Annotated in this window: 9 protein-coding genes; 5 read left to right on the top strand and 4 right to left on the bottom strand. The window is 38.8% G+C overall.

Annotated features, from left to right (window positions below; translation table 11 throughout):
* Positions 1 to 707: 707 nt before the first annotated feature.
* Together sucD and ACY2A0_RS05275 are read left to right on the top strand one after the other, a co-directional pair.
* The gene (gene sucD, locus ACY2A0_RS05280) at positions 708 to 1,580 is read left to right on the top strand and encodes a succinate--CoA ligase subunit alpha (RefSeq protein ID WP_461788510.1); all 873 of its coding nucleotides are present in this window, start codon (positions 708 to 710) and stop codon (positions 1,578 to 1,580) included.
* Between the two features lie 148 nt (positions 1,581 to 1,728).
* Entirely contained in the window at positions 1,729 to 2,247 is a 519-nt protein-coding gene (locus ACY2A0_RS05275; RefSeq protein WP_461788509.1) for a methionine-R-sulfoxide reductase, read from the top strand.
* A 129-nt stretch (positions 2,248 to 2,376) separates the two neighbouring features.
* Here ACY2A0_RS05275 and ACY2A0_RS05270 read toward each other — a convergent pair whose 3' ends face one another.
* On the bottom strand, positions 2,377 to 3,534 hold the full coding sequence (locus ACY2A0_RS05270; RefSeq protein ID WP_461788508.1) for an MFS transporter: 1,158 nt from the start codon (positions 3,532 to 3,534) through the stop codon (positions 2,377 to 2,379).
* A 707-nt stretch (positions 3,535 to 4,241) separates the two neighbouring features.
* On the opposite strand from ACY2A0_RS05270, the gene ACY2A0_RS05265 reads away from it, so the two are divergent.
* Complete coding sequence (locus ACY2A0_RS05265) at positions 4,242 to 7,601, top strand: T9SS type A sorting domain-containing protein (RefSeq protein ID WP_461788507.1); 3,360 nt, start codon at positions 4,242 to 4,244, stop codon at positions 7,599 to 7,601.
* Between the two features lie 30 nt (positions 7,602 to 7,631).
* Here ACY2A0_RS05265 and ACY2A0_RS05260 read toward each other — a convergent pair whose 3' ends face one another.
* Together ACY2A0_RS05260 and ACY2A0_RS05255 are read right to left on the bottom strand one after the other, a co-directional pair.
* The gene (locus tag ACY2A0_RS05260; RefSeq protein WP_461788506.1) at positions 7,632 to 7,811 is read right to left on the bottom strand and encodes a hypothetical protein; all 180 of its coding nucleotides are present in this window, start codon (positions 7,809 to 7,811) and stop codon (positions 7,632 to 7,634) included.
* Between the two features lie 174 nt (positions 7,812 to 7,985).
* Positions 7,986 to 8,585: an RNA polymerase sigma factor gene (locus ACY2A0_RS05255; RefSeq protein WP_461788505.1), complete on the bottom strand. Its 600-nt coding sequence runs from the start codon at positions 8,583 to 8,585 to the stop codon at positions 7,986 to 7,988.
* A gap of 434 nt (positions 8,586 to 9,019) precedes the next feature.
* On the opposite strand from ACY2A0_RS05255, the gene uvrA reads away from it, so the two are divergent.
* Together uvrA and ACY2A0_RS05245 are read left to right on the top strand one after the other, a co-directional pair.
* Complete coding sequence (gene uvrA / locus ACY2A0_RS05250) at positions 9,020 to 11,821, top strand: excinuclease ABC subunit UvrA (RefSeq protein ID WP_461788504.1); 2,802 nt, start codon at positions 9,020 to 9,022, stop codon at positions 11,819 to 11,821.
* A gap of 94 nt (positions 11,822 to 11,915) precedes the next feature.
* Positions 11,916 to 12,572, top strand: a complete 657-nt coding sequence (locus tag ACY2A0_RS05245; protein WP_461788503.1) for a LysE family transporter — start codon at positions 11,916 to 11,918, stop codon at positions 12,570 to 12,572.
* Here the strand turns inward: ACY2A0_RS05245 and ACY2A0_RS05240 are convergent.
* On the bottom strand, positions 12,544 to 13,023 hold the full coding sequence (locus ACY2A0_RS05240; RefSeq protein WP_461788502.1) for a hypothetical protein: 480 nt from the start codon (positions 13,021 to 13,023) through the stop codon (positions 12,544 to 12,546). The genes ACY2A0_RS05245 and ACY2A0_RS05240 overlap by 29 nt on opposite strands.
* Between the last annotated feature and the right edge of the window lie 12 nt (positions 13,024 to 13,035).

Genomic DNA, 13,035 nt, shown 5'->3' with positions numbered 1-13,035 from the left:
ACTTGCACTCAGCTTTGACAAACCTATAGCAAGCGGGATAGAGGTTTGTCAAAGCTAACATTAACGCAAAGGGAAATAAGTTTTGTAAAGGGCGCAAAGGTATTTCCGCAAACTTAACTTGCCAGAAGTGGATGGTGACCCCAGAAATATAAACTCCAGATTTTCAAACCTGCACTTAGCTTTGACAAACCTATAGCAAGCGGGATAGAGGTTTGTCAAAGCTAACATTAACGCAAAGGGAAAGAAGCTATGCCAAGAGCGCTAAGGTATTTCCATAAACTTAACTTGCCAGAAGTGGATGGCAACCCCAGAAATGTAAACTCCAGATTTTCAAACCTGCACTCAGCTTTGACAAACCTATACAATGTGGGATGGAGGTTTGTTGAAGCTTGTATTTAGCACGAGTTTTTGTAAAATAAACCTGACTGGCAGAGTTACCCAATAGCCAGCATTATGTTAAATTATAGCAATTGCATTAATGCTATTGGGTTAAGCAGAAGGCAGGACTGCTTTTGGTTTGTTGTACAGCTTTTGCTTTTCTTATAAAGTTAAACCACTTGATAGCGAGATGGATGTAAGAGATTAAGATATGCCCAACACATTTGATACAAGCTAATGCGATAAAAAAACAAACAGTTGAAATAATATGCTTTTGCAGTTGACAATGCGTTGCAATTAACTTAAGTTTGCACAAAAAAATAGATACAATGAGTGTTTTAGTAAATAAAGATTCAAAAGTAATTGTTCAGGGTTTTACCGGCAACGAAGGTACTTACCATGCTGAGCAAATGATAGCTTACGGTACAAACGTTGTTGGCGGGGTAACTCCTGGCAAAGGCGGTCAAGAGCATTTAGGCCGACCTGTTTTTAACACTGTTAAAGATGCGGTTGATAAGGCTGGTGCCGATGTGTCTATTATTTTTGTACCTCCTCCATTTGCTGCTGATGCTATTATGGAAGCCGCTGACGCAGGAATCAAAGTGATTGTTTGTATCACTGAAGGTATTCCAACTAAAGACATGATTGCTGTTAAATCTTACCTTTCAGATAAAGATAGCCGTTTAATTGGCCCTAACTGTCCGGGTATTATTACTGCTGATGAGGCTAAAATTGGTATCATGCCAGGTTTTATTTTCAAAAAAGGTAACGTTGGTGTGGTTTCTAAATCAGGTACTTTAACTTACGAAGCGGTAGATCAGGTAGTAAAAGCAGGTTTAGGTATTACTACAGCTATTGGTATTGGTGGAGATCCAATTATTGGTACGCCAACTAAAGAAGCTGTTGAATTGTTAATGAACGATCCGGAAACTGAAGGTATCATCATGATTGGTGAAATTGGTGGCGGTATGGAAGCTGAAGCTGCCCGTTGGATTAAGGAGCACGGCACTAAGCCAGTAGTTGGTTTCATCGCTGGTCAAACTGCGCCTCCGGGACGTAGAATGGGCCACGCCGGTGCTATTGTAGGTGGTGCTGATGATACTGCTGCTGCTAAAATGAAAATTATGCGTGAGTGTGGTATTACAGTAGTAGAAAGCCCTGCAGAAATTGGTGCTGCCATGGCTGCATTGTTGAAAAAATAGTCTCGACAAATATATTTCCATAAAGCGTTCCAAGTAATTGGGACGCTTTTTTTGTTGCTAAAAACTTACTTGTGTATGAAGAATGCCAAACGTTTAGTGGTTATATTTGTTTAATTGGGATAATGATTCACATATAAAAGGCTAAATAATGAAGTCGATAATTAACCATACGTCGCTAGTTGCTCTGATGATAATTGGCATGAGCTTATCTGCTTGTGCCCAGCGTAGCGAGGAACGTACCGAAGAAACTAAACAAGCCACAGCGCAAACACCATCAAAAACCACACGTAAAATGGAATGGAATAAATTAACTAAAGAAGAAGAGAGAGTAATTGTAGGTAAAGGAACTGAATATCCTGGTACAGGGAAATATGATAAGTTTTTTGAGAAAGGAACTTATATCTGCAAAAGATGCAATGCGCCACTTTATCGTTCGGAAACTAAGTTTGATGCACATTGCGGCTGGCCTGCTTTTGATGACGAAATTAAAGGCGCCGTAAAACGCATTCCAGATGCAGACGGACAACGTACTGAAATAGTTTGTGCGAACTGCGATGCACACTTGGGACACGTTTTTGTAGGCGAATTTTTAACTTCTAAAAATACTCGCCATTGCGTAAACTCTATTTCAATGACTTTTGTGCCCGATAAAAAAGAAGGACAATAAGAGTTTTGTAGTACACCGCGACGAAGAATTTTTGAATGAACTAATGGAGTGAACTTAGCGTTTGCTCCATTTTTGTTGCTAACAGAATTCAATTATTATTTACTTGGTTAGCATAATATCTTTATGGGGTTAGATATTTTGCTTTTTAGAACTTATCAGCCATAAGGCTAGCAAAGCGCCGACAAAAGCCATTGTGGCGCCAACTAAGGATGGATAGTTATAACTTAAGCTGTAAACTAAAGGTAAGCCGCCGAAAAAAGCCCCCAATGCATTTCCGATATTAAAACTCGCTTGACTTGCAGAAGCTGCTATCATTTCCGAGTCTTTGGCGGTTCTGATCATTAACATTTGTATTGGCGCTGCCGATGCAAACGCGATACCTCCAGTTAAGAAAGTAGTAATTAATGCTAAAGCCGGGTGATGAGACACGAAGAAAACGATGATTAAGATCAAACTCATGGATAACAACAAAATAACACAGGCTTTGGCTGGCGAAAATTTATCTGCTAAGTAACCACCTACAAAATTCCCCACTAACATGCCTAAACCTGCCAGCATTAGAATATAAGTTACGCTACTTTCTGCAAAACCAGCCACTACAGTCATTAGAGGAGCAATATAGCTGATCCAACAAAATAGTCCGCCGGTTCCTATAGAAATCATCAGAATAATAATCCAAGCTTCTCGTTTAGCGAAAAAGTTCAATTCAGTTTTAAGATTTCTATCTTTAACTGCAGGCAATTGTGGTAACCAATATTTTAAGCTTATTAACGTGACAATGCCTACTAGCGCTACAATTCCAAAAGAGTATCTCCAAGAATAGTTATGCCCAATGTAAGTGCCAAGTGGTACGCCAAATAAATTGGCAATGGTTAAGCCAGCAAACATTAGTGACACTGCTTGAGCTTGTTTGCCCGGAGGTGCGATGCGGCTCGCAACTACTGAACCTACGCCAAAAAATGCCCCATGTGGTAGTCCAGAAAGAAAACGGGCAAGAAATAAAGTGGTGTAACTTGGGGCAAACGCTGATATGGCGTTAAATAATGTGAACAGCAACATCAATGCGAGCAGAATGCGCTTTGGCGGATATTTTGCTGCGATAATTGCCAATATTGGTGCACCTACAACTACGCCTAAAGCATAGGCTGATATGAGATGTCCGGCTTTGGGGATTGTAATGGAAAGATCCTTGGCAATATCTGGCAAAAGTCCCATCATCACAAATTCTGTAATGCCTATACCGAGACCGCCGAAAGTAAGTGGAATAAGTTTCTTGTTAATTAACATGCTTAGTGTTTGTTTTACACTAAGCAAAGGTAGGGCTTTTGTATTAGGATATTGTCAGTAGTGGGTTAATTAGAAATGCGATAACGAAAATATGTTGTTTTGTAAAAAGGCACGATACGGGTGTTTTCGATTATAAGCTATAAAAGCATGTAAGAAATTTTGTTGTTATTATCAGAAGCGATAAAAGTTGACTTTAGTATTTATTTCGTTTTTAGAATAGACCTATATATAATTTGGTAGAAATCTAACCTTTTCCAATAATTAAAATTTAGATATTGCTTTTGTGATATTTTGTTTTTAATTTTAAGGTATACAATTAATTACGCTTTTAAAATATCTAACATAATATGTGGGCCAGCCCGTAAATCCCATATATTCCTCCGTGGTTTGTCGTCTTGATCTGTTCGAATTGAAATTATCCGTTGCTTTGCATTAGCGCCATTAAAATCAAGACAATTGTTACCTTTTAAATAAAAAGTATAGTGGGCATTTTTTAATGCGTTAATTCTGCTATGTATAGGATTGGCATCGTGAAAATTGCTGAACCTTTAGCAGTGCTTCTACAACTTTTTGGAGTAAAGGTATTCGAATTATCAACTCTAGTAAGAAGGTGTTGATAGACTATCTCAGCGTTGAAGGTACTGGAATGTTAAAAGCGTAAAAAGATGTTTTAGTTAGCTTTTAAAATTAAAAATAAATAATACATCATGAAGAAAACGCTTATTGGCTGCATATTATGCGGCCTATGTCTCATTGGCTTTAGTACAAAAACTAAGGCACAGCAAGAAGTCAGTACCGCCTTCTTTGATCAAATGACGATCATCTTCGGTTCGTTAGAGCCCAACAGGATTCCTTATGGATTATTATTCGATATGGCATTCGAACAGGCACAGTTGCCTAATTACAAGGGTAATGTTTTAGCTGATACTAATTACGTCAATATTGGTGAATTCAATGCCATTCATCAAACGCTCCGTTCTATGCGATTTAACAGTACGGCAGCCACTTTCGTATCTGCTAACGATATCGATAGTTTGGCATTTTTGCAAAGGCAGCCAGGGCGTATTTTGTTGAGTGGATTATTTTTTAAGTATGCCAAAATACGTGAGGATGCATTAACAAATAATTTAATTAGCCAAGTTGGTAGTACTTTATATGATAAGTATATTTCTGGGGTTTGGCAAAATCCTTACCAAACAGAAACGGTTTTTGCTTTAGCTCCTGCTAATGATAAAATACAGGGTTTAGTGCAAGAAATATATTTGCCAAGTGATCTTTGGTTTAGTAATGATTTATCGGGGATTTCTAGCATAGAAATAGATGCAGGTGATGGTTTAGGATATAGAACCTTAGTTCCGGGAACAGCGATTAATATAAGTTATTCCAGTGTAGGTTATAAAACACTCACCTACAAAATTAACTTGATAGCGGGCGGCAGTTTATATTCACACAGTAAAGTATATGTTGAAGAAAGCCCATTTGAGGATGGAGGCCTTTATCGTTCCGCTGTTCCTTTAAATATGGTTCCAACTGCAATTACTGCCACTGATGCTTTTAATGGTAGCTACGCAACTGGTTTTGTTACCATACGTTATGCTAATCCGTCTTTGGGTTTGCGTAAGCCGTTAATTGTTGCAGAAGGTTTTGATCCTGGGCACATCACTAACCCCGAAAGCGCACAAGGAGAAAGTAATATTAACGGGTTCATCAGTGATATAGCGAATGACGATTCAAATCTTCGCACAATTCTTCTTAATAATCCGGATTACGATATCGTATATGTTGATTGGAAACGTGGCACAGATAACATTAAGAAAAACGCTCAGTTGCTAAAGGAAGTAATAAGGTTAGTTAATACGCTGAAGAGCGATGCGGGCAGTACTGCAAAAAACATAATAATAGGGCAGAGTATGGGTGGCTTGGTGGCTCGATGGGCACTTAAGGAGATGGAGAATAATAATGAAGACCATGAAACAAATCTTTTCATTAGCTATGATAGTCCTCATCAAGGGGCGAATGTGCCTTTAGGGTACCAGTATTTAGCAAGACATATTTTTAATCTTTACGTTAAAACAGGTATTACTGCCGGCGCTATTGAAATTATACAGTTTTTAGGCGGGGGAGCTAGCCCTGGCCGGGTACTGAATTTATCTAATACTGACGCGGCCCGTCAGATGTTGATTGAATATGTGAATTCGAATAGTACGGTAGATAATAGTGTGCACAGCACATGGCAAAGTCAATTGCAAACCTTAGGTTATCCACAGGGTTTTTCCGGTAGCCCATTAAGAGTAGTGGCGGTAAGCAATGGGTCTGAATGTGCTGCTCCTCAAATCGCTAGTCCTAATGCATTAGTGCTGAACTATGAAGGTAAGGGAAATACCCGCTTTTTGGCAGATATAGTAAGTGTTATCGGTTTCTCTGTCGCTGCGAAGGTTACTGGGCAGCCCGCATTGGTACTGGGCATCTTGCCAGGTAAAACAGAGATCAACTTCGATGTTAAGATAAACTTGACAAACTACGGCGGGGGCAATAGGGTATACTATAACAAGATTACAATTACCAAAAAAATATTATGGTTGATACCTGTTACATTAACAATTACCAATAAAAGTTACAATGCGCCGAGCAATCAATTGACTTACGATTCTTATCCAGGCGGTGTTTTCAATACAGGCGTAAACCTTTCTAATGATACCTATGAAGATGGGCTTATAAAGTATAATATTACTGCTTCAAGTATTCCTACATTTAATTTTGTGCCTACAACCAGCGCTCTGGATATTGGCAGTGGCGCTGTAAGTCTAACTAACGCCGACTATAATTTCAAGTACATTGGAGCTTCTCCACCTACGGGCACTAAAGCTTCTCCTTTTGTCAATTTTATTACAGAGTTTAACACGCCGTCAACTGCAAATGGGAATCATATTTCTATACATACCAGAAACGCAAACTGGGTTGCTGCTGAAATGTTAGCGGCTAGTACTGGAAGTAGTTATCCTACTTCTCCAAACTGCACCTTTGTATGCTCAAGTCCACCATACTTAACAGGCCCTGTTACCTCCGGTGCAACAAATACTTACACTGTTAATAATTTACCGTCAGGCGCCACTGTAAGGTGGGAGGTAGCTAGTCCGTATGTGATTGTTGGTTCCAACACATCTTCCACTGTTAATATTCAGAGGCCAACATCTACCACTCAATTTAGACAGTTAGCCGCCTTTGTAATAACTCCTTGTGGCGAAATTCCTTATACTACTACGTTAGTTCCTCCAATAGTCACTGCAACACTATCTGGCGGAAATGGAGACCCTTGCGGCTCCGGTTCAGCAACGGTTAATGTTCCTAACGGTGCTAATTTTATCTGGACAGCCGATGGCGATATTAGTATCGAAGGTTTGCCGCCAGGTCAGCCTTACGCTACAACAAGCAACACAGTAAGTATTGTAGGTATGAATGGAAGCATCACCGTGAAATTTCAAAGTTATGGGAACACAGTAACTGCTTATACTTTTTATCAAGCATATCCTATCAATATAAATGTGGCTGCAAATCCGATGTATAACTCAGAACCACTTGTTGCAACTATTAGCGCTTTAGGTTATAATTACAATGCGATAAGGTGGTATCTTGATGGAAATCTGGTAGATACTGGAGTAGAGTCGTACGGAAATTGGAACTTGAGTTGCGGAAATCATAGTGTTACCGTTGAAATTGACTTAGAGTGCGGAGCAACTGTTTCCGGTGGTGTTGATGTGGAAAGAGCTTGTAGTGGTGGCGGATGGTGGCGAACAATGGTAGTTTATCCAAACCCAGCAAGCAGTTATTTGCTAATAGCGCCAGATAATGAGAAACAACAGAAACTTTCAGCGTCGGAAAAGACAAAAGTAAAAGAATACGAAGCCTCTCTATACGATGTTAAGGGCAAGCTCTTGTTGAAGGGACGCAGTAGCGGTTATAAACTACAGTTAGATACAAGGAAACTAAAAGCTGACTATTATTACTTACATATCCGTGTGGATGGAGAAAAAGATGTAATTAAGCAGCAAATAATTGTTAGAAATTAAAAAAAATCCCGGTGCTCACCGGGATTTTTTTTAACGCCTTTTGGCGTAATCTAAGATCTTGGCTATAGTTTCATCTGATGGCTCTCTATGAAGCTCATCAAGTTGAGGTTTTAACTCCCTATAGAATTTTTCCTCAGGTTGAAGTAGCTGTTCAGCAACTTCTTTTTTAGATAAGTTTTTTGGAGGATTTGGAGTAGAGGTTTTTGTCATACGCGTTTATATTTTCGTTTTGATTTTAAACGCAACGCAATCCTCTTTATTTTATAGGTTTAGATATAAAATTAAATTTTTTTAAAAACAAGCTCTTATCTTTCCTAAAAACCTTATTCATTTATCCTTAGTGCAACTTCCATAATTAATGTTTGATTGTAACATTTGTGTTGCTTAATTTCTTCCCAAACTTATCTCCTTCACATTTTCCTTTACATTCATCATTTTACGCAAGTTGCTTAATGCGTAACGCATTCTACCAAGTGCAGTATTAATGCTCACATCTGTGAGTTCAGCAATTTCCTTAAAGCTCAAATCAGCGTAGTGGCGCATAATAAGTACCTCTTTTTGCTCATCTGGCAAAAAATGGATCATCTTTCTTAAATCAGCATGCGTTTGTTCTCTCAGTATACGTTCTTCTGCGCTTTCCTCATGTATTTGGATAAGGTTAAGTACATCGGTGCCGTCTGCACTGGTGATGGTTGGTGTTCTCTTTTCTTTCCTAAAATAATCGATAACCAAATTATGCGCAATACGCATTACCCAAGGTAAAAATTTACCTTCCTCGTTGTACCTTCCAGAGCGCAGGGTGTTAATTACTTTGATAAAAGCATCCTGGAAAATGTCTTCTGCCAGATACTGATCTTTGACCAATAAATAAATTGATGTGAAGATTTTGGATTTGTGCCTACGAAGAAGTTCCTCGATAACGCTTTCGTCGCCACCGATGTATAACTTCACCAAATCCTGATCACTAACCTGTTGTAACCTCATAGGAGTGTGTTTGATTAAACCCATCTTTATTAAATAATAAACACGTAAATTTTTAATCTATAGCTTTTCTCCTTTTAATTTTTAAGTTTTGATTAATGTATTGTTTTTAGTTACAGATTCAAAAGAAACATTTTTTTGTGAGATTCAAAGAATTAAATTATTAATTTTTCTAAAAAATCGAAATTTAAGGGAGTAGTTCTCAATCGATAGTTTAGAAAAAACGCTTTCTAGCGCTCAAATTCACATTTGCATCTTTATCAATAGGTTGTCAAAATTTATACCAATTCTTTTTCATTATCCTATCTAACATCAAGTAATGTTGCTGCGGCGAAAAGGTATGACTTTCAAAGGATATATACGTATTTTATCCTCTTCTCAGCTCCGACTTTTATAGTTATCTTTGTAAATTATACTGTGGCGTTTCAAGATTAGCTATGAGCAAGGAATTAGAAAAAGATCCTCACCAACATATTATCATTAAAGGAGCAAGGGTACATAACTTAAAAAATGTTGATGTAGCCATTCCAAAAAACAAGTTTGTGGTTATTACGGGCATGTCTGGTTCTGGCAAGTCGTCTTTAGCTTTTGATACACTTTATGCCGAAGGCCAACGCAGATATGTAGAAAGTTTATCCGCTTATGCCCGTCAATTTATGGGGCGTATGAACAAACCTGATGTGGATTATATCAAAGGGATTGCTCCAGCCATTGCCATAGAACAGAAAGTAATTACCTCAAATCCTCGTTCTACTGTGGGTACATCTACCGAGATTTATGATTATCTCAAGTTATTGTATTCTAGAATCGGTAGAACTTATTCCCCAATATCGGGTGATGAGGTGAAAAAAGATACCGTAAGTACTGTAGTAGATTTCGTTGCAGGATTGGCAGAGAACGAAGTAGTCACAATTTTCAGTCCTTTGCATCCACAAAACAATCGTACTATTAAAGAGGAATTGGCGGTGCTGCTGCAAAAAGGTTTTTTGAGGGTGTTTTACAAAGATAGCATTCAAAAAATCGAGAATATATTGGAGGATGAGACAGTTGATGACATAGTTTTAAGTACCGACAATACTGTTTTTATTCTTATCGATCGAATTGTTGTTGCCAAAGATGATGAAACCTTAAGCCGTATTGCCGACTCGGCGCAAACTGCTTTTTTTGAAGGTAAAGGAGATTGCTACGTTGAATATAACGGCGAGCGTCGTTTCTTTTGTGATAGATTTGAGTTGGATGATTTAAAGTTTGAGGAACCTACACCAAACTTCTTCAGTTTCAATAACCCTTATGGGGCTTGTAAGCGTTGTGAAGGTTACGGAAATGTAATTGGTATTGACGAGGATTTGGTGATTCCAGATAAAAGTAAGAGCGTTTACGACAGTGCCATTGCGCCTTGGCGGGGAGAAAAGATGGGAGATTGGCTTAAAGCCTTCATCAAAAATGCTGACAAATTTGATTTTCCAATCCATAGGCCTTACAGTGATTTAACTGAGGCACAGCAAAGGTTATTGTGGACGGGCAACAAGTATTTTAGAGGCTTGGATGATTTTTTCAAGGAATTGGAAGAGCAAACCTATAAAATTCAGTATCGTGTAATGCTATCCCGTTACCGTGGTAAAACTACTTGTCCTGATTGTAGAGGAAGCCGTTTGCGTAAAGATGCTTCCTATGTAAAAGTGGGCGGCAAATCTATTATCGAACTGGTGCTTATGCCGCTATCGGCAATATTGCCGTTTTTCGAAAGCTTAGCACTAACTGAAAACGAACAAAAAATAGCTAAGCGCTTATTGTCTGAAATTAGCAGCCGTATTTTATATCTCAACAACGTTGGATTGGGTTATTTAACGTTAAATCGTTTATCCAACACTCTTTCAGGTGGAGAAAGCCAGCGTATTAATTTGGCTACTTCGTTGGGTAGCAGCTTGGTTGGCTCCGTATATGTGTTGGATGAGCCTAGTATCGGCTTGCATCCTCGTGATACGCATCGATTAATTGGCGTTTTAGAATCGCTAAGAAATGTGGGCAATACCGTTTTGGTGGTGGAACATGAAGAGGAGATGATGAAAGCGGCTGACCACTTAATTGATATTGGTCCGGAAGCAGGCACCTTAGGCGGAAATTTAGTTTTCACCGGTACCTATAATCAGATCATCAAAGATAAAAAGTCGTTAACAGGAAAATATTTGTCGGGGGAGGAGCGCATAGAAATTCCTAAAAAGCGAAGGGCTTGGAAAGATCATGTGTTAATTAAAGGTGCTAGAGAAAATAACCTGAAAAATATAGATGTAAAGTTTCCATTAGGCATATTTACTTGCGTTACCGGGGTGTCTGGTTCAGGTAAAACGAGTTTGGTAAAACGAATTTTATATCCAGCCCTACAAAAGGCAATTGGAAACTACGCTGGCGAGCAAACGGGTTCTTACGATGGTATTTTCGGTAATATCGATTTAGTTCACCAAGTGGAAATGGTTGATCAAAATCCTATTGGAAGATCATCACGTTCTAATCCGGTAACTTATGTTAAGGCTTGGGACGATATCCGTACTTTGTACGCTTCGCAAGCTGCTGCAAAGGCAACTGGTTTAAAACCTGCAGCATTTTCTTTTAACGTGGAAGGTGGAAGATGCGATGTTTGTCAGGGTGAGGGCGAAGTTAAAATAGAAATGCAGTTTATGGCAGATATTTATTTGCCATGTGAAGCTTGCGGCGGTAAAAGATTTAAGCAAAATGTACTAGATATCACTTATCAGGATAAAAACGTATCTGATATTTTAGATATGACCATAGACCAAGCGGTCGAATTTTTTGCGAAGGAGCCTAAGGTACTAGCTAAGTTGCAGCCCTTGGTTGATGTAGGTTTGGGTTATGTGCATTTGGGGCAGTCGTCTAATACGTTATCGGGTGGTGAAGCACAGCGAATTAAGTTAGCATCTTTCTTAATTAAGGGGAATAATGCACAAAAAGCTGTATTTATTTTTGATGAACCAACAACTGGTCTGCATTTTCATGATATCAAAAAATTATTAAAGGCTTTAAATACACTTATTGAGCAAGGCAGTACCGTAATTGTGATTGAACATAATATGGATATGATCAAATGTGCGGATTGGGTAATCGATATTGGTCCAGAAGGTGGCGATAAGGGCGGCCAGCTTGTATTTGAGGGCAAACCTGAAGATTTACTGGCAGTGGAAGCATCATATACCGGCAAGTTCCTAAAAGCTCACATGAATTAAGCTATTTAAATCACTTTCAATTTTAAATATCAGCAGTTCGAATTAATAACGCTCCAATAATGGAAAAAACTAACCCAGTAATCGCTACCTACCTATGCTTGCATTAACATTCATTATTGGCCTTTTGCTAAATGCAATGGGATATGTGCCGCCAGGTAATATTAATTTAACACTTGCGCAGCTCACAATTAATCGCGGCATGCGGCAAGCATGGGGTTTTATCTTAGCCTTTTCTTGTATCGAAGTGTTTTTTACTTTTGGGATGATGCGGTTCGCACGTTGGATATCCAGCGATGTGGATATCGATACGATACGGGTTGGTGCATTTCAGTTGAGCTTTTTGGTCGATATTTTCATGGTGGTGTTGCTTTTCACCATGGCAACATTAGCTTGGATAAATAGAAATAAAAGTCCGCAACCTAAAACGGCTACAGATAGCAGAAAAGGAAGTGTGCTATATGGAGTGATATTGGGTGTGCTGAATCCCGTGCAGGTGCCTTTTTGGTTATTTTTTGGTAACTACGTGATTCTACATGAGTGGGTAAATACCGATTACTTATCGCTGGTTGTTTTTAGCTTTGGTTCTGGGTTTGGATCAATGTTGGCTTTGTACGGCTACGCTCATTTTGCACAATACATTCAAGAGAAGTTTGCGCTGAGTAGCCGCTTAATCAACAAGTGCATTTCGATTTTTTTGTACTGCTTAGCACTTTATTTGATTATTAAGCAAGTGCTGATTTATTTGGGGTAGATGTGGTGGCTGCTTCATTTCGTTTCACAGCTTCAAAAAGCCTAACGCCAAACACAAATAATGCAATAAATTTCAAGCCCTCGGCTATCATATAGTAGAAATGTAGATAGGAACTCGGTACCACTTTGCTGTCAATGTACATTTGAGCTCTTGCGTCTAAAGCAGGGAGAAGCCAAATGGTTTGTAGCAGGAGTATAGACAATATACCGATGTAAATCCAGTTCAGTCGACGAGCAATGCGGAATTGGCTAATAAAAATTACAAGCGCTAGTATCCATTCTACCTTGTTCATGGCTGCGAAAACCAATCGGCCAATGCCTAATCCAATGGGAAGGGTAACTCCTGGAGCTCTGAATTTGAGCCAGGCTTCCATAAAGCTAATGGCACAAATAAAACCAATCCATACAAAAGTGCAAATAATTGCTAAGCGCTGTTCGATCTTGATGTTCATTATTGGTATCGA

The sequence above is a fragment of the Pedobacter sp. genome, assembly GCF_965249885.1.
GTDB lineage: Bacteria > Bacteroidota > Bacteroidia > Sphingobacteriales > Sphingobacteriaceae > Pedobacter.
This window is presented reverse-complemented; position numbering and strand designations above follow the sequence as displayed.